The organism is Serratia sp. N21D137, from assembly GCF_047530005.1.
Lineage (GTDB): Bacteria > Pseudomonadota > Gammaproteobacteria > Enterobacterales > Enterobacteriaceae > Chania > Chania fonticola_B.
Genome location: NZ_JBLJAJ010000027.1, coordinates 42900 through 61704, shown reverse-complemented (window position 1 = coordinate 61704; position 18805 = coordinate 42900). Strand labels below are relative to the sequence as shown.

The 18805-nt window shown below is 53.4% G+C and carries 14 protein-coding genes; 7 read left to right on the top strand and 7 right to left on the bottom strand.

The window, feature by feature from the left end:
* The first annotated feature begins 161 nt into the window (after nucleotides 1-161).
* The 7 genes from fepB to speD all read left to right on the top strand — a co-directional run bounded on the left by fepB (nucleotide 162) and on the right by speD (nucleotide 9692).
* Entirely contained in the window at nucleotides 162-1130 is a 969-nt protein-coding gene (gene fepB, locus ACMV5H_RS19240) for a Fe2+-enterobactin ABC transporter substrate-binding protein (RefSeq protein ID WP_179249139.1), read from the top strand.
* 1 nt (nucleotide 1131) lies between these two features.
* Nucleotides 1132-2127, top strand: a complete 996-nt coding sequence (locus ACMV5H_RS19235) for a FecCD family ABC transporter permease (RefSeq protein ID WP_179253339.1) — start codon at nucleotides 1132-1134, stop codon at nucleotides 2125-2127.
* Nucleotides 2124-3110, top strand: a complete 987-nt coding sequence (locus ACMV5H_RS19230) for a FecCD family ABC transporter permease (protein WP_094983006.1) — start codon at nucleotides 2124-2126, stop codon at nucleotides 3108-3110. The genes ACMV5H_RS19235 and ACMV5H_RS19230 overlap by 4 nt, the downstream gene beginning before the upstream one ends.
* A gap of 333 nt (nucleotides 3111-3443) precedes the next feature.
* The gene (locus ACMV5H_RS19225) at nucleotides 3444-5465 is read left to right on the top strand and encodes a TonB-dependent receptor (protein WP_371822177.1); all 2022 of its coding nucleotides are present in this window, start codon (nucleotides 3444-3446) and stop codon (nucleotides 5463-5465) included.
* A gap of 52 nt (nucleotides 5466-5517) precedes the next feature.
* On the top strand, nucleotides 5518-7746 hold the full coding sequence (locus ACMV5H_RS19220) for a condensation domain-containing protein (protein ID WP_414822296.1): 2229 nt from the start codon (nucleotides 5518-5520) through the stop codon (nucleotides 7744-7746).
* Nucleotides 7743-8882, top strand: a complete 1140-nt coding sequence (locus tag ACMV5H_RS19215; RefSeq protein ID WP_115158543.1) for a YncE family protein — start codon at nucleotides 7743-7745, stop codon at nucleotides 8880-8882. Before ACMV5H_RS19220 ends, ACMV5H_RS19215 begins: the two co-directional genes overlap by 4 nt.
* 36 nt (nucleotides 8883-8918) lie before the next feature.
* Nucleotides 8919-9692, top strand: coding sequence for an adenosylmethionine decarboxylase (gene speD / locus ACMV5H_RS19210; RefSeq protein ID WP_414822295.1), 774 nt, complete (start codon nucleotides 8919-8921; stop codon nucleotides 9690-9692).
* 61 nt (nucleotides 9693-9753) lie between these two features.
* Here the strand turns inward: speD and ACMV5H_RS19205 are convergent, their stop codons facing one another.
* The 7 genes from ACMV5H_RS19205 to ACMV5H_RS19175 form a co-directional block, all read right to left on the bottom strand.
* Entirely contained in the window at nucleotides 9754-10296 is a 543-nt protein-coding gene (locus ACMV5H_RS19205) for a fimbrial protein (RefSeq protein WP_115158545.1), read from the bottom strand.
* A 13-nt stretch (nucleotides 10297-10309) separates the two neighbouring features.
* Nucleotides 10310-11428, bottom strand: coding sequence for a fimbrial protein (locus tag ACMV5H_RS19200; protein ID WP_414822294.1), 1119 nt, complete (start codon nucleotides 11426-11428; stop codon nucleotides 10310-10312).
* A gap of 29 nt (nucleotides 11429-11457) precedes the next feature.
* Nucleotides 11458-14016, bottom strand: coding sequence for a fimbria/pilus outer membrane usher protein (locus ACMV5H_RS19195; RefSeq protein ID WP_115158547.1), 2559 nt, complete (start codon nucleotides 14014-14016; stop codon nucleotides 11458-11460).
* Between the two features lie 49 nt (nucleotides 14017-14065).
* Complete coding sequence (locus tag ACMV5H_RS19190; protein ID WP_094983012.1) at nucleotides 14066-14851, bottom strand: molecular chaperone; 786 nt, start codon at nucleotides 14849-14851, stop codon at nucleotides 14066-14068.
* A gap of 18 nt (nucleotides 14852-14869) precedes the next feature.
* Nucleotides 14870-15448, bottom strand: a complete 579-nt coding sequence (locus ACMV5H_RS19185) for a fimbrial protein (protein ID WP_115158548.1) — start codon at nucleotides 15446-15448, stop codon at nucleotides 14870-14872.
* Nucleotides 15449-15568: 120 nt separating this feature from the next.
* On the bottom strand, nucleotides 15569-16027 hold the full coding sequence (locus ACMV5H_RS19180) for a winged helix-turn-helix domain-containing protein (protein ID WP_115158549.1): 459 nt from the start codon (nucleotides 16025-16027) through the stop codon (nucleotides 15569-15571).
* 573 nt (nucleotides 16028-16600) lie between these two features.
* Nucleotides 16601-18796, bottom strand: a complete 2196-nt coding sequence (locus ACMV5H_RS19175) for a TonB-dependent siderophore receptor (protein ID WP_115158550.1) — start codon at nucleotides 18794-18796, stop codon at nucleotides 16601-16603.
* Nucleotides 18797-18805 lie beyond the last annotated feature (9 nt).

The following is an 18805-nucleotide window of genomic DNA, read 5'->3' as shown; positions in this document are numbered from 1 at the left end:
AAGCCGCCTAACTATATAACAGAGCTTAATGCGAATGAAAATTATTCTTTTTTATGTTGTTGGCGATACATTGAGCAGGGTAAGGTTATGCGAGGCACATAAGTTCACTCCGTGGCCACTGAGATGGCACCTCGGGGTTATGCATAGGGAGTAAGCAGAAGATGAGGTTGTTACCGGATAAATGTCGTCATTCCGTGTTGGGGTTTTTATTATTACTTGCCTTGCTGATGGGCAGCGGACATGGTTTGGCCCAAGGTTGGCCCAGGGCGTTTCACAACGCGGATGGCTCCGTCACTCAGATCCCGGCCCCTCCTGGCCGCATTCTCTCTACCTCCGTCAGCGTCACCGGAACGCTACTGGCGATCGATGCTCCGGTTGTCGCCAGCGCGACGGCGGTGAACGGCCAGTTCTTTGGGCAATGGGACAAGGTGGCCGAGCAGCGCCACATCGCTAAAGTCTGGCCCGCGGGCAGTATCGATCTTGAACTGGCCTATGCCATGGCCCCCGATTTGATCGTCGTCTCAATCAATGGCGCAGACTCATCGCGCGCCTATTTGGCTGAGCTACGGGCCATTGCGCCGGTCATTATCGTGAATTATGGCAATCAGACCTGGCAAGCTCTTGCCCGTGAGCTGGGAGCCGCACTGGGGCTTGAGGCTCAGGTTGAACAGCGGATCGGCGGTTTTGACGCGCTGCTGACCAACGCCCGTCAGCAAATCCACCTGCCTGACGGACAAGCCAATATTATCAATTTTAACGGCCCGGGAACGGTCAATCCCGTGGCGACACCGGCCAGCGTGCATGCCCGTTTACTCGAGTCATTAGGGTTTTCTATCGAAGCGCCAAACCCGGCCTGGCAAAGCAATCTCACCCGCTCCGGCGACTTTATCTGGGCTGAATATGAGAATCTGACGCAGTTAACGGCGGGCACCACGTTTCTGTTGAGCGCAGGTGACGTCAGGATTAACGAGTTTCTGCATGACCCGCTGCTTCAGCGCTTACCTTCGGTACAACAACACCGGGTTTACAGCCTTGGCGCGCATGCGTTCCGGGTGGATTACTACAGTGCCAGTGAGATGGTGGCAGACATTGTCCGCCATTTTGCCGGTAGCCCAACGCAGGAGCGGTGAAATGCGTGTCTGGCGACTGGCTGGCCTGATCCCTGGCCTGTTTTTACTGCTGGCTCTCGGTGGCTTCAGCCTCTATTTCGGCGCTCGACCCATTCCTCCAGCAGTGATTTGGCAGGCGCTCACGCAGTTTGATCCACACAATAGCGAGCATTTACTGGTCTGTTATCTACGGCTGCCGCGCACCTTATTGGCCGTGGTGGTTGGAGCGGCTCTTGGCGCGGCTGGCGTCATCATCCAGACGCTCACCCGTAATCCTCTGGCGGATCCCGGCCTGCTCGGTGTGAATGCCGGTGCCACGTTGGCGATCGTCCTGTCGATCGCGGTGTTTAATGTGGCGGATGTCTTTAGCACTATGTGGTTTGGCGTGGCCGGTGCGGCGATAGTCAGCGTTGCGGTGTTGCTGGTTGGCGGCATTGATGGCAATAACCCGGTAAGGATTGTGCTGGCCGGGGCCGCGCTGACCATTGTGCTGCTTAGCCTGACTCAGCTCGTCATCGTCAACAGTGAACCAGAAGCGTTCGATCGCTTCCGGCACTGGGTGATTGGATCGTTACAGGGAAGAGGGTTCGACGTACTGCTCCCGGTTGCCATGCTGGTGGGCGTGGGGCTGTTGCTGGCGCTGGCCAGCAGCAAAATGCTGGATATTGCGGCACTCGGCTCGGATGCCGGCCTGGCGCTCGGCGTTAATCCGCGCTGGCTGGTGGTGATGTCCGCTCTGATTATCGTGATACTGGCCGGTGCAGCCACGGCGGCGGCTGGGCCAATCGTTTTTGTTGGCCTGACCGCACCGCATTTTGCCCGTGCCGTTGCCGGATTGCAGCATCGCGCGCTATTGCCCTGGGCCATGCTGTTTTCCGCCATGCTGGTGTTGTTGGCCGATATTCTGGGGCGCATCGTTGGCTATCCCGGTGAAGTCAGCGTTGGCGTCATGGTGGCGCTGATCGGTGGCCCCTGTTTTGTGTTGCTGGTGAAACGTTGGCAGGGGGGGCGGGTATGAGCGTTAACAGGACGGTGCTGGTATGCCTGGTTTTGGCCTCTTTGCTGCTGGTTGCTGCCGCTTTCGCTCTGACGGTGGGGCGCTTTACGTTGCCGGTATCGAGCGTGCTGCAAGCCATCGCGGGGGAAGGAAATCCCATGGCGCAGCAAATTGTCAGGGCGATCCGCCTGCCGCGCGTGTTGACGGCGGTTTTAGTCGGGGGCGCCTTGGGCATCTCCGGGGCGATTTTTCAGTCCGTATCGCGCAATGCGCTTGGATCGCCAGACGTCATTGGCTTCACCACCGGTGCGGCAACCGGTGCGATTGTGCAGATTGTCCTGCTCAACGGTAACACCGTAGCGATCGTGCTGTCGGCCATAGCCGGGGGGCTGGCGACGTCGCTGCTGGTCTATTGGTTAGCCCATCATCACGGCGTGGTGAAGGGATACCGCCTGATATTGATGGGCATTGGCGTCGGTGCGGTACTCAGTGCCCTCAATGGTTTGCTGCTGGTTAAAGGTGATATTGATAACGCCGTGATGGCCACTTTATGGCTGGCGGGAACCACACAGGGGCGCAACTGGCTGCACGTTATCCCGGTGGCCAGCAGCATCGCGTTGTTATTGCCGGTGGTGCTGATGTGTGCCAGGGAGCAGAACATCATGACCATGGGGGATGAGGTAGCCCACCAACTGGGTGTCCGTGTCGAACTCACCCGCAAGATTATGACGTTCTGCGGCGTGATTTTGGCTGCGGTAGCAACTAGCGCGGCGGGGCCGATTGCCTTTATCGCACTTATGGCACCACAGTTGGCAATACGCCTGACACGCAGTCCAAACCTGCCGGTGGTCAGTGCGGGTCTGGTGGGCGGCTGCCTGTTGTTGGGGGCCGATATTGTCGCCCAGATACAGCCATCAGGGCTGATGATGCCGGTAGGATTAATGACAGGAGTGATAGGTGGCGGGTACTTGCTGGCTCTGTTACTGCGTGGCGGCTGTCGCTAAGGCTAAGGGATGGTTGTCGCAAATGTGATCAAATTGATTTGCATTCAACATTGTAAATGATTATCGTTTATGACCATCGGCTAGCTTGCTGTAATGACTCCCCTATTTCAAGCTTTGGGGGGCGCGGTATTACACGCAGTTATTAAGTGAAAAACTAATCATAAGGTCGTAAAGACCAGTTATTAAGCAGTGTGTTCTTTGTCGCTCAGTTGAAAAAACTAAAAATTCAGTGCGAATTTGGCAAAGGAGATATCAATGAGCGAACTAAAGGGTGATAAAAAATGCCCGATTTCATTATGTAATGGGCCCCAACGCATTTCTGAAAAATATCATATGCCCTCCGTTATTCTGGGGTTGTGTGTTTTCGCCGCAGCGGATGCTATTGCTGCCGATGATGCCCCAATACGCAATGAGAATAATGAGCCTGAAACCATTATTGTTACCGGGGAAAAGGTAAGACGCACTATTTACGATACCGGATCCAGTATTGAGGTGTTTGACGATGCACGGATCGATTCACTGCCCGGTGCAACGCAGGTATCCGATTTACTAAAAATGACGGCCAACGTCCTGGATACGGGCATTGGTAACGATATTCCCACCATTCGCGGTATTGATGGTTCAGGGCCAGCCAATGGCGCCAATGCCTTCCTTAGCGGTACACGGCCACGTATGAACCTCTCGCTCGATGGGCGTTCCTTAACCTATAACGAACTGGCCGTCGGGCCGCAATCCCTGTGGGATATGCAACGGGTCGAAGTATACCGAGGGCCGCAAAACTACATTCAGGGGCGTAATGCGATTGCCGGTGCGGTGGTGATGAGCAGCAAGGATCCGACGTTTGATTGGACTTCGGCGGTCAGGGCCGGGGGCGGAAATCAGGATTCTACCCAGGCCTCTGCCATGTTATCGGGGCCGATTGTTGAGGACCAATTGGCGTTTCGCCTGAGTGCCGACCGCCAGCGGCGGGAGAGTTTTGTCGATCTGATTTCCTACGAGCCGGTGGGTAACCCGCGCGAAATCGAAGTGACCAACATCCGTGGGAAGCTGTTGTTTAACCCGGCCGGGCTACGCGATCTCACCACTAAACTGTCGATAAATCACTATGAAAGTCAGGCACCGCAGAATGAAGCGCTAAGCCCGGCCAACCACGCCAGTTCCCGTTTTGACCGGCGTCGCCCAGTCGTTGAGACCCAATCCACCAGTGGCATTTGGGATATTGCCTGGGAGCCGTCGGAGCAGTTAAGCGTCCAGAACAAGTTTATTTATACCGATTTCAGTAACCATCGCCGTACCGCAGAAGCGCTGCCGTGGGCCGACATTGAAGGTAAAGAGTTCCAAATGGAACCGCTGGTGCTTTTCGGCACACCAAACGATCGTTGGCGTGGCCTGGTTGGTGCGCGTTACTTTCATGCGACGCAGGATGAGTTTGTGAATCTTTTCCCTGGCGGTAGCCCATTCAAGGATAAAACGGATACCTACGCCGCCTTTGGCGAAGTGACCTGGGCCGTGTTGCCACACATCGATATTACCGCTGCCAGCCGGGTGGAAAGAGAGCACCGTCAACGTAAGGGTGGCAAGGCGCGTAAGGTCGATTTTGATGAAACCTGGGATGTGTTCCTGCCCAAGCTGGATGTTGCGTGGAAGCCTTCATCGCGGCAAACCTTTGGTGCCAAGGTGGCTCGCGGCTATAACGGCGGTGGCGCTGGGATGACGTTTTCCGCCCCCTTGATCAACTATACCTACGATCCTGAATATGTCTGGAACTATGAGCTGTATAGCCGCCATGGCATTGAAGATCTTAATCTCGAGGTGATCACCAACCTGTTTTATAACGACTATAAAGACATGCAGCTGCCGTATTATCTGGATTCCACTATGAACTCAATGATGATCCGCAATGCAGATAAGGTCGAAACCTATGGCGCTGAACTTGGGGCTATCTGGAAACCGACGGGGAATTTTGAGCTGAATAGCTCAGTAGGGTTATTAAAAACCAAAATCAAGAAATTCTCCGACAGCAGAATCGATGGTCATGAATTACCGCGCGCGCCAGCAGTTACCGCCAATTTGGGGGCGAAATATAATCTTATGCCGGGGTTGGAGTTAAGCGGTAATGTGACGCTTTCCGATACCTATTATTCCCAGTACGACAACGATCCACGCGGGAAAATCCCTTCCAGAGTGATTGCCAATATGCAGTTGGCTTACACCTTCAAGCAGGGGCGCGTCAGCGTGTTTGCACAAAACCTGTTTGATTCTGATAAACGCGTCATGGTGATGAATAACGACGTTTCTACCGCGGTTATTCAGCGGCCACGCCTGGTTGGCGCCGTCGTCCAACTGGATTTCTAAGGTCATCTATCGCCAATCAAAGGTGCAGCAGTTTTTTGTCTGGGAGGAAAATGTGAACACTAGTTTTAGCGAGTTCAGCGCTGAAGAAGATGCTGCCAGCGAGTTTGAGCAGCAGGCCTGGTTCGAACACCAGCAACAGCTACATGGGGAAGGCCAACAGGTGTGGGCCTGGCAGTTAACCGGTGCAGTGGATTATGGCCGCTTGGTCAACGCACTGGAACAAGCCCAACGGCAGTTGCCAGGTATCAACGTCCGTTACGTTTATGGTGAGAACGGGCTGATGCGCAGCAACAATCCATGTTCACCGCCTGCGGTGACCCTCCAGACGATCCGCCATCCCCAGGAAGCTATTGACGCCCTGTTAAGCGCCAAAGCGATACCTTTTGACCTGGAGCAGGCTCCGCCGCTGCGCTTTATGCTGTTTTCCGGCGACAGGGGCGGCATGCTGGGGATGGTGGTGCATCACATTCTGTCAGCATCACTGGATTGGCAGGATATACCGCAAAAGGTCAGTGCACTGTATCAGCAACAGGTTCCCCCGCACTCCTCTGAGCCATTCATTATGGAGCTCTTGCCGCTGCCAGATTGTTCCGCTCGGCAGACCTCGGTGGAGGTCTTGGCGGGGGAGGTGGATTCCCCTGTCACGCAGGGATCTGATGCGGCAATACGGCAACATATCCTGCAAGCCTTCCGCGAGGCGCTCGCCGTGCCCACGATGGGGGAACATGATGATTTCTTCGATTTCGGCGGGCACTCGCTGATTGCCACGCGAATTATTGGCTGCTTGAAGAGCCAGCAGCATCTTGAAATCAATATCAACGATCTCTTCAGCTATCCCAGCGCGGCTCAACTGGCGCGCTATGCCTATATCGCTAATAACGTGGCCGCTTCACCGGGTAGGCAAGCGGAGAATTTGGCCTCGCTAAGCCCGCAGGCTCCGTTATCGCTGGCACAACGGTCATTGTGGAAAATCTATCAGGCGTTAGGCTGCGGCGAGGCTTTCAATATTCCCTTTGCGCTGCGCTTTCTCGACCCGATTGATGAAGGGCTTTTCTTCCAGACCTTCCAGGATATTTTGCTGCGTCATCCGGCTTTGCGCACCCTGTTTGTCGACATTTCCGGCGAGGTTTTTCAGCAGATCGTTCCGCCGGAGATGCTCTCTCAGTACGAATGGTTTTGGCATTCGCAGTCTCAGGATGTGCCGCTGGATCAGGCGCTACAGCGCGCAGCCAGCCACCACTTTGAGCTCGACGATGAGTTACCGGTACGAATCACGTTCCTGCGGGATGAGGAAAATGGTCAACAGGTGGTTTCGCTCTTGTTCCACCATATTGTGTTGGACGAATGGTCGGTGAATATCCTGATGGATGAATTGGCTCTGGCGATGGCAAGCCGTTCCGCCGGATCGGCACCGGAGTGGCCGCAGACACCGGCACCGTTCCACGCGTTCGCAATCCAACAGCAACAGGCCGGGGTCAACGATCGACATCTGCAGTTCTGGCTGGAACGTTTGCACCATGCGCCGTCTGGGGCGTCGATTTTCGCCAGCGAAGCGCAACAGGCCGATGCGGCTTCTCACTCCGGCAACTGGGTTGAGTTCAAGTTGGAGCACGCTGTCTCCACCGGGCTTTACCGCCTGGCGAAACAGCAGGGCGCCTCACTGTTTAACGTGGTATACAGCGGAATTGCTGCGGCGCTCCATCTGCTGGGTGGTGCGAAAGATCTGGTCATTGGCACCTCGGCATCTGGCCGTAACGACGCGCAATTTTTCGATACCATCGGTTACTTCACCACCGTCGTCGCCCATCGGATCGGTTTTGCCGACGGCATCACGCTGAACGCGCTGATCGATGACGTAAAGCGGCAGATAAATGATTCACTGCCTTTCAGCGACATCCCGATCGATCTGGTCGAAGAAGGGCTGTTTGGCGATCGGGCGCCGCACGGTAGCCATATGTTTGAGGTCTTCATTCAGCTTCATGCCAAAAATAAGCTTAACGGAGCGTTTAGCTTGGGCGCGGGCCAGCAGATCCGCTTTCGCCAGATCGATCCTGAGAAATCAGAATCGGTGCTGGGGTTGCAGTTTGAGGTGATGGAAGAGCAAATCGACGGCGAGCCTTCTGTGCGCGTCATGTTGAGCTACCGCTCTGACCGCTATTCATGCGATCAGGTCCAGCAGATCGTCCAAACGACACGTCAGGTGTTTGCCGCTATGGCCGATTCCGTCGGTCAACCGGCGCTACGGCTTGATGCGCTACGCCATAACAGGGGGGGATTATGAAGCAGGAACCGTTGGACGATATTCAGCGCATCTATCCGGCCAAAACCCTGGTAGAGCTGGTTTATAGCGCCTCACAGCAGGCTTTGTTTGTCAGCTCTCCCGATTGGGAGGATGAGCGGCAATCCCGTGTACTGCGGATAAATCCGCAAACCCTGGCCGTTGAGAAGGAGATCCCGTTACAGGTCAAAGGGTTTGGCGTGGCGCTGGACGATCGCCGCGGGCATCTTTACCTCTCACAGGGGTTTAACGGCACCGTCGCCGTAGTGGATATTGCCACCAATCGGTCGATCGCCACCATTGCGTTGATGCAGGAGATTGCTTTCCATCAGCTGTATCAACGGGAGGGGATTGTCGGCGAGCGTCAGGCTTTTTTATTACGGGAATTGGCGCGCTTTGGCGTGAGTGAAGGCTTCCCATGGAAGCTGCGGGAGCTGGTTTTCGATCCACGTAGTGAGCGCCTGTTCTTGCCAGGGCTGGGGCTGGGTATCGATAGCGTGCTGTTTGTGGTGGATACCCGCAAGCGTCAGCTGGAGAAGATTATTCACGGTTTCGGCTATAACGTGGTGGGCATCACGCTGGATGAAATGGGGCGCCGCGTCTTCGTTTCTAACATGCAAGGCCAGCTGTTTGTGGTGGACCCAGACAGCTTGGCGGTTGTTTCCCAATGGGAGATCGAAGTCGATCAACTGCTTAATATGGTCTATGACCCACAGCAAAACCGGATCTTCGGTGTCGATCAGGGCATTGACCGCAGCGATTGGCGTAACAATCATCTGGAACGTGAATATGTTGCCCGTAGCGCGGGTCATCAGGTCTTCGTTCTGAACGCCGACAATGGCGACGTTATCGCATGTATGGCAACGGATGAAGTGCCTATCGGCCTGGCATGGGATAGCGAGCGGCAAAGGCTGTACGTCGCCAATCGCAAAGGAATTCGCGTGGATATTGGCGAAGGCACGCTAACGGTATTTGATACAGCCCGCTATTGCCTGCTGCAGACCATACCTATGGCTCCGCATCCCAACAGCCTGGCGTTTGGTGAGGATAAGCAGTGCCTGTTTATCACCGTCAAAAATGATGAAACCATGATTAAGGCCGGGCTGCCGGAATGTGTTGCCCGTATGCCATTGTGGTAGTGGCCGCAGGTGAAGGGATAAGGGAGGTGAAGTCAATTGCCAAGGCTCAAGCTGCATGGATTCAATAATCTGACCAAGAGTCTGAGTTTTTGTATCTACGATATTTGTTACGCCGAGACGGTAGCCGAGCGCGACGGCTATATCGCTTATATAGACGAGCAATATAATGCCAGCCGTCTGACCGAGATCCTGGTGGAAACCTGTTCGCTGATTGGGGCCAACGTGCTGAGCGTTGCCCGCCAGGACTATGAGCCGCAAGGTGCCAGCGTGACTATTCTCGCCAGTGAGGAGCCGGTCAAGCCAAATGGCGTCAAGCTTCCCCAGCCAGAGTCCGTCGTGGCGCATTTGGACAAAAGCCATATCTGTGTTCATACCTACCCGGAAAGTCACCCTGGGTGTGGGGTTTGCACCTTTCGTGCCGATATCGACGTCTCGACCTGTGGGGTGATTTCGCCGCTGAAAGCCCTCAACTACCTGATCCAGCAGTTGGAGTCAGATATTGTGACGATCGATTACCGGGTCAGAGGTTTTACCCGGGATGTGTATGGGGTGAAACATTACATCGATCATGAGATCAATTCGATCCAAAACTTCATTGCGCCAGAGATAAAGTCGCTATACCAGCTGGTGGATGTGAACGTTTATCAGGAAAATATCTTCCATACCAAGATGTTGCTAAAAGTGTTCGATTTGCATGATTACCTGTTCAGTACCAGGTTGCACACCCTCAGCGAGGCCCGACAACTGGAGATCAGCAAGCTGTTGTGTAAAGAGATGCAGGAGATTTACTCTGGACGAAATATGCCGTAGACGGGGGGATGCCTGCTAACAGACAAGCGCAGGCATCAATTTGCTTGGTGCACTGAAGAAATCAGTCATAGCTGATATTAAACAGTACCCCACTCTTCACTTTTCCGGGGGTTGCGCGCCCGGTTGCATAATACTCATAGCCGATATCACATTGGCTGCGGTTATCGGTAATAACGGCACAGCCAACGCGTGGGGCAGTGCGTAAATCCAGCGGCTTGTCATTCATCAGTAGCCTGATTTCGACGTTTTCGGCCTCGCCGTTCAGCGTATTGACCAGATTGCCGGTATCCGAACTGACCGTCGGCCCATTTCCCAGCGTAATATAGGGCGTGTAGCCATTGGTACAATGCACCCCGCCGATATGGATACTGCCTAGCGAACGGCCATAAGTCATACCGGCTGCGCGTAGGCTCCCCGCCGAGACCTGCGGCATCATCCAGTCGTAGTCCTTGTGTTCTTGCCCCTCGACGCTGTCAAAATAACAGGTCGCGAGCTTGATGGAGCCAGTAACGTTCAGTATGCCAGTAGAGGCGGCTTCAACGCAGTTGCCGCAGCAAATCAGCACCAGCAGAGACAGTATTCTCTGCGTATTCGTTATCTTCATTCTCCACTCCCGGTTATTGGTAAGTGATCATAAACTCTATTTGGGCATCAGCCCTGCCCGCCCGGATGGGGGTTGAGGTTTGAACATAAGTCGCCTTGACGCCCAGGCTGTAATCGCTGCCGCGGTCCTCAAGGAAGGTAATGTAATTTGCCAGATTGATGCTCTGGTTGAATTTGGCCCATTGGTAGTTGCCATTTTCCTGCCTCAAGCTCAGTTGGACACCTACCCCTGAGGCTGCGTCACCGGCGGTGGTGTTCAGTTTCGAGATCCCGCGTTCGGCATCAATAAATCCGTTGCGCGGCGTCAGCTTGAGGCTGATAACATTGGGCTTGAACACGCCGTAAGAGGTTGAACCATAGAAAGCGGGGCAACCCGATAGCACAATCTGAGTCTCGGCGCTGCCTGCCGTGCTGCCGATACCGTTGAACTCATCAGGATAGTGCTCCCCGAGCGGCAGGTAATAATTGTTGCCAACGTTGCAGGTTGCCGGGATTGCCGTCAGGTTGCCCACTATCCTCGCTTGTTGATAGACAAAGCTCTCACCATTGCCGTCGAATGAGGTTTTGAACCTGGGGAGATCGCTACTGCTAATAGTCCCGCTGCCGATGTTGGCGGCGATTTTAATCATTGCAATATTAAAACTGACTGCGGCATCGTCCTGACCGGTAAAGTTGAAAACGCTGTCGCTGCTGGGTGAAAAGAAGGCAGTAAGCCTACCAGGGAGCTGTAGATGGGCGCCGTTGTTACCATCGGGGGTACCTTGCCACAGGGCTACCCCGACGCCAGAAATATTGGTATTGAACACGGTGGGAAACGTCGCGTCACGGTAACTGGATTGGCCATGGGGGGCACTGATGACGGTGTTAACCAGGTCATAAACCCCTGCGCGGCACAGCAGACTGGCACCGCTGCCATTGGTCTGGATACGTTGAGAATAGATGACACTGCCGATGGGAAGATCCTCCCCCACGGTAACATAGCCGCCGATGGTCAACCGGGTATCAAGGGGAGCTTTGACAGCAGAGGAACTATCCCAATCACAACCCGCACTTGCTGCGAGCGCATTCTGCGCATACAGGCCGCCGCAGAGCATCAGTGATATCGCTATTGCTGAGGCGAATATTCTTTTCATGTTGTTTCTCAATTCGTGTGGGCCGTTTGTCATTGGCAGACTCCTTGGATCAACTGTCTGCTGTCTTCAGCGGTGCTTGGCTGCAGCGAATAGTGGATGCTGCAATGCTCTGCCTGACTATCCCCCCATCTCACTTGCAACACGCCTTTCAGGTCGAGATCGCGAGCCACCACCAGGCTGGCCTGGCCGACAACCCCCACGGCGTTGTTCTGCGCATCATAGACGTTGGCAGCGAAGGGCAGTGGGCTACCGTCCGGTCGCTTGGCTCTGATGTAGGTCACCTTGCCGCGTTTGGTTTCATAATCAAGCAGGACCACGGCACCGGCGCGGGGGGCCGTGGTATTGCGGGTAGACAGCAACTCTACGTCCTGTGAACTGCCCTTGGGATCGATATCGACCTGATTGAGATAATAGGGCCGCAGGTAAGGGACGATGGCATAGCCAAAACGGTCGATCTGAACGCCCGGAGCGCTGGTAACGAGAGCGCCTTCAGCACCAGGCGCCCGCACCAGACCGCCTGTTTCGCCAAGTGATTGCCCTAAAGTGATACCGCCACGGTGGGCCACCAGGGCACCATCCATGCTTGCTGAAACCTGCCGGTTTCCCTGCCCATAGCTATAGTTTGCGCCCATATGGGCAAGGGATGAGCGGTAGCCAATGCCACCGTTGAAAAAGTTGCTATTGCCTTCGGTATTACGGCTGGTGCTGACGACATAGTTAAACTGATTCTGTTCACCCATATTGCCTGACAGGCCAATCAGGCCAGTGTTCCCCTTATCGTCGGTAGTGCCGGTAGCATTGAGCGTTGGCGCATGGAGGTTCGAGCCTAGCGGTAACGAGAGCGTCAACGCGTATTGGGTTTCCCGCCGATCCGGCGTTCTCTCTTCTGTATTTCCTGTGAGTTGCCCGCTTAGCGTTCGGTTGACCGAGAGGGTATAGCTGAGATTGTGCCAGAAATTGCTATAGCCTAGCTGTAGGCTCTGTTGCGAACGACTCTGGTTCCAGTAAGAGGTATGATTGCCGGTGGCATATAGGCTTCCCCAGCCTTCTCCCAGTTGCTGGTTGACCGAAAGCGTAAACAGGCTGCGTTGACGTCCATAGGCATCGACATTTCCATTACGCAGGGCCAGATCGCGCAGCTGCACAGCGTCATTCAAGCTCAGGAAACCGTCGGTTGAGTAACGATAAGCGGCCACTGAGAAGCTGGTTTGTGTTTCTGGATACATCTGGCTGAAGCCGATACGATAGCTTTGCCCTGAACGTGGGTGCTGGCCGGGCAACCGGGTTTTCGCCTGGGTGACATCGAATGAGAGTGCGCCGATAAACGTGTTCATAGCGCCACCCAATAAGGCCGAGAGGTACCCTTTGCTGGCGGTGGCGCCGGTGTAGCCGGTAATGAAATTACTCAGGCCCAACTGGTAGGTCAGGCTGCCAAATTCAGGCTTGTTTGCCAACCCATCACTATTCACTTTACCTGCAGCCACTTCGTAGCGGCTTATCCCTGGCCGCAACATTTGAGTCACTGAAGCATAGGGAACCGTGAAGGATCTCACTTGGCCATTGGCCTCTTCTACTTGTACGGTCAATTCCCCACCATAGCTGGTGGGGTAGAGATCGTTGATCTCGAAAGGCCCTGGAGATACCGTAGTGGTATAGAGCGTGTAACCATTCTGAGTAATGATCACTCTGGCGTTGGTATTGGCTATGCCACGTACTACGGGGGCGTAGCCACGTAGAGCGTCAGGTAGCATGCGGTCATCAGAATAAAGTCTGACCCCGCGGAAACGTACGCCGTCAAACAGTTCGCCACTGGTAAAGGCGTCACCCAGGATCAATTGAGATTGCAGCGCGGTAACATCGCGGCTGATATAGGAAGATGTGCTTTTGTAATCCCCGCCACTCTTTCCCGATGACCAATTGACGCTGCCGTTATTTCGCACGCGCCAAGGGCCGACGTTCAGACCGTTACGCAGCCCGAGATAGCCGTAGGTGTTGCTGTTTTCCCGCTGTCTTGACTGATAAACGTTGGCGTTGTAGTTCACTATCAAGGTGGTTAGGCCATCCTCCCACAGCTCGGGATTGACATAGCCACGCGGAGTCCTGTTGAGTAGCAACTGCGGTATCGTCAGCGTCAGCTTTTGCTCGCCGATATCAAAGCTAACGGTGGCCCCGGGCAGGAGTTCACTGAGTGAACCGCAATAGCCCTCTTGCACTAGTGGCGCCAATTGCACGGCAGGGATCTGAGCCAACAGTTTCTCTGCGCTCAAATTGAGCAACGAGAAGAAACTGCCCGGATAGCAGGGAAGGGTTTGCAGGTTATTGCCCGGCTGGGCCTTAAACTGGATTTTTTCATTGCCGATCCGCTGGCCATTAAGCTCGATCGCCACGGTGTAGATACCAGGAACAACGACGTTACTGCGGCTGAATTGGGCCGGATCGAATGTTCCGACCTTACCGCCAGGGAAAAAACTGGGGTCGAATGTCACTTCTTCCGGCGTGTCTGCCGCATAGCTGGAAGTGGCTGAAACCATGGCACATGAAAGAAACCACTTCAGCACGGTTTTTATTGTCGGTTTACACCTAGTCATAGCATCCTTGATGACTCAGATAAGCCAATACTTCTGAAAAAGGGTGATGTCAGCGGCCTAACGGGTATGTTTTTTCAATAAAAGCCCCATAGTCATTAATCGCCTTGGTGATTACGCTATTTGGTGGCGCCGCAATAACCTTGTTATCGCGTTTTAGTTGAAAGGTTTGCTCAGAGAAGGGGGCGATCATGCCGCCATCAGTGCCGGCTACCGAGGCGATGCCATAGCCAGATAATTGCACGGAGGCATAGCTGATATGGTATGGCGTGGGGTTTTTAGCGAGCAATTTTTCCCCTTGCCGTTGCCAACTCACCTTATCCATGGTTTCCAGTGACAGCCCTGGCAACGTGGAAGGGCGGTAAAATACCTTCAGGCGGTTGCGATAGGCGATGGAGAGGTAATTCTGATCCCCTTTCGACTGGGGAGGGACTTCAAGTACGTTGATCCAATATAGCGTCTCGCGGTCGGTGGCGTGGCTTACCAACGGCGTTGAGGTAATACGTAAGGTTTGCGTCTTGGCGGGCTCAACTCGTGAAACCGGTGGCATGATTATAAAAGGAACATCGCTGTCCTCAGGGGCTGAATTCGCATCGCCTGCATCTATCCAGGATTGAACCAATAGCGGAAAACGGCTTTTATTTTCCAGCTTCAGGGTGACTTCTTTGGCATCACTTGGGTAGATCACGCGCGTACCAGATATGACGATACCGGCATGCAAGGAGGAGGAAAAAAATCCGCTTAACAGCGATAGCAGTAGCCAATATTTTTTAATCAAGCGCATAACAATCTCGTCAGTATAGACGTGGCAAATATGGCCCTGTGGTAACAGAGCCATAACCTATTCAATCAGGTTTTATTGATAAACGATGCTGTATTTAACCGTAGAGGCAACTTGGCCTGGGCCTGCCGCGCCACCCACAGCAACATACTGGCCAAAGTAGGTATATTCGGCAGTTTGATTGACGATGGTTTTCGGCGCATGGTTATTATTGCCGGATACCAGGTTGATCGGGCTGTTGGTTTCGCCGTTCAGGATTTGTATCTGAACATTGGTTGCAGGATCGGTTGCTGAAGTGTTTTTCAACCAACCAGTCGCATTATCGATAGCCGGGCTGGTTGGCTCAAAATACACTGAAGCAATCTTGCCGTCGGTGCAGTTTAAATCAGAAGGGCCACCCAGTCTGATGGTAAACGGCGCAGGCTTGGCTGTGGCACCGGCAAAGCTTAATTCACTGGCACTGACCGTTTCCAAAGGCACGTTCAGATCGACAGCACCATTTGGCGTCTGGTCGTTGATCAGGCAGGTTGCGTCAGTGACTTCACCGGTGAAATTGATATTACCACCCGCTACGGTGATGGCGGCAGAAGCCGGAACTGCGGCAAAGCCGCCGATAGCCAGTGAGAGAGCCACTACTAATGTGGTTTTTTTCATTGCATATGATCCTTGTTAATTATCCTTAAAATACTCTGAACGTTACATGGAGTAACAACAGAGCCGTCATTTCACTATGGCAGTGAAAATACTGTTCCCTTTTTTGGCGGTGATAAACAATCAAATCATATTTTTTATATACAGCGGAGTTACAGATGCCCCACGTAAGGTATATCCTTTTCCTCGCGAGCTTTTAATAAAGTCATCGGCGATACCAATTTTACTTAACCTCGCCTTAAGCTCGGAAATAACTTGGGTCAATCTGGTGGTTGAGGAGGAGAGGTTATAATTCTCCCAAACCTGTACCAGTAACTCCTGGTTGGAAACATAGCCACAGTTGGCGTGTGCCAATAGATATATCAGTAAGCGCAGCATTGTTTCACGCAGTTTTAGATAGTTGGTAAATCGGTCGTCACCATGCTGGTGGTACTCTATCGTGTTATAGAGTTTGATTACGGAACCCGATTTGATATCTACCTGATACTCATCATTGATGATGTAACCAAAAAGCAATAACCCACTCTCACCCGTCTTGGTGATAGGGGTTGCTACATATTTAATTTGAATCGTATCATCCATTATCAACTCCGCCGCATCCGCTGCTAAAACTGTCTGGCTCTGACTTCGTTAATTGGAACTGTCATTTCCACACATTGGCTTTATATATTATTGCCTGAAGACTTAATGTCAATTCATAAGAATAAAAAAATAACCGAAATAAAAAGAATTTAAATCTTTTTATTGGATGTTTTTTGATATTTTCGTTTGTTTTTGTCTGTTTATTGGTTGTTTTTTGATGTTTAATGTTATTACTGTAGGGAATTTAATGCATAAGCATAATATGCTGTTTTGGTGGCATTGTTGCCTATTGTTTTTGTTTTTTCTTTTAAAAGCCGCGGAGTGAAGTCAAGTTGAAATAGTCTGCGAAACTGACGGATCTTGTATTCGGAGGAATCCTAATGACTTTTTATCTTATATTTTATTCTTGCCATTCGCAAGTAGGATAAATCGCAATAATAACAGGTGTGTATAGAAGTTGAACATATCTATGTTTTTTTATTTATGATTTTAGTATTGAAGGGGCTTGCAGCCTTTGTACGGATGAGAAGCAGGCCGAATAGAGGAATTCGGCCTGGTGATATCGGAGAGGTCTTAGAACAGCACTGAGTAGTTCAAACCAAAGGTACGGCCACGGCCTTTATAGCTGTACAACTCCGGCGCGCCGTAGGTTGGGCTATACAGGATTGGCGCACGTTGGCCCCACACGGTGGTGTAGTCTTTGTCCAACAGGTTCTCTACGCTGAAGCTGACCTTGCCGACCGGCAGGGCATAGCTGCTGAGGACGTCAATGGTGTTATAGCCGTCGAGCTTGCGGCCCTGGCTGTCGGAAACGTCGAAGGTCTGCTGCGACTGCACGCGCACCGTCCAGTCACCCGGTGCCCAGTTGACGTAGGCGGTTGCTTTCGACGGGCTGGCGGTGTCGACGGTCAACTTCTCCCATTTGCCATCGGTCTTGGTTTCGGACTTGATCAGGTTGAAGGTGGCACCGGTGCTCCATTCGCTGTCGTCGAAGAAGTAGTCCACCGCGCCTTCCATGCCATAAATCCGACGTTTGTCAGCGTTCATGTTGATGGTCATGTCGGTTTTGTTGATGGTGATGGTCTTGTCTGACAGGGAATAGTAGGCCGCAATCTGGGTACGCAGATTGTCGCCATTGTAGCGCCAGCCCAGCTCGTAGGAGTCAACCTTGATGCCGTCCAGCTTGGAGTCATTGACGTTGACACTTTTTTGCAGCTGATAGTGGCCATTCACCAGCTTATAGGTGCCGGAGCCGTAATACTTGGCCAGATCCGGGATCTCAAACCCTTGTGAGAAGTTGAACCAGGTCTGCTGGCGTTCTGTCAGATGGGCCAGCAAACCGGCGTTGAACAGCGCGTTATTGTAGTCGGTTTTACCGCCCGGCACGGCATCGGCAGAGGTCGCCAGGCCGTTGGCGATCCCTTGTTGCTGTGCGTAGCCAACAAAATCATCCACCTTGTTTTCGGTGTACTGGTAGCGCACGCCGCCGCTCAGGGTAAACATCGGATCGATGTCGTAGCTGGCCTGCATGAACGGTGCCAGATTGGTAGTGGTATAGCTCGGATAGCGGCCGACGTTGTAGGCATTTTGCAGCGTCATACCGCCAGACTGCTGGGCCTGCACCAGATTGAAGAACTGCTGGTTGGCATTGAAGCTTTCATGGTCGGCATCAAAGCCGTAGGTCAGCGTCAGGCTATCGATCGGTTTGCTGTTCAGGGTCAGCTTGCCGCCGTAGAAGTCGGTTTTCTGTTGCGAAGCGCCGATGCTGGTTACCTTGCCGCCACTCAGGGTCGGGAACGGATAGAAGGTCAGCGATTCATCACGATAATACACCTGCGCCACCAGATCCTGGCCCCAGAAATCGGTGTTGGAGTATTGCAGGTTGATCAGATGGCGCTCGGTGCCTGGAATGCGATCCGAATCCAGATTGCCGCTGTTGTAGGCTTGCCCCTTGCCGGTCACCGCCGAGAAGTTTTGCCCCAGATACAGGCCGTGCTTACCGTCTGACTCACTGTTGAAATATTGCGTGGTCAGCTGCAACTGCTGGTGATCGTCGATGTTGATGGTGCCGGTGCCCATCAGGTCAATACGATCGGAATATTGCAGGCCGGTTTGGGTGTTGTCGATCAGCACCTCGTCGCCTTTGCCGTCATACCAGCCGCCGTAACGCTGATAGGAAACCGACAGGCGCCCGAAAGCCTTATCGGTGCCGCCGCTGACCGCTGCCGCCACGTTTTCATCGTGATCGCTGCTGCTGTTAAAGCCGGTTTTACCGCCAAGCTGCAGCTCAACCTGTTTTTCTTCCTGGCCCTTCTTGGTCACAATGTTGACCAGGCCACCGGTGCTGCCGCCGCCGTACAGCGAGGTAGCCCCGGAAATCACCTCAATATGGGCGATGTTGAACGGATCGATTGAATCTAGCTGGCGGCTGTCGCTGCGCGATGAGTTCAGGCGCACGCCGTCGATCATCACCATCATCGAGCGGCCACGCAGGTTCATGCCGTAGTTGGTACGGCCCTGGCTGCTGACGTCCATGCCCGGGATCAGCTGCGATAGCACATCCTTGATCTCTTTACCGCCCTGCACCTGCTGCTCAATTTCCTGGCCTTCGATCACCCAGGTGGTCTGGGCCATTTCCGCTACGCTGCGGTGAGAGCGGCTGGCGGAAACCACCAGTTGGTCATCATTTTTTTGTTCTTCTGCCCAGGCTGTTGGTGCGAGCATGGCCAACAGGCAAGGGTTTAGTACCCAGAGGTGTCTGCGTTTCATTGTTGTTCA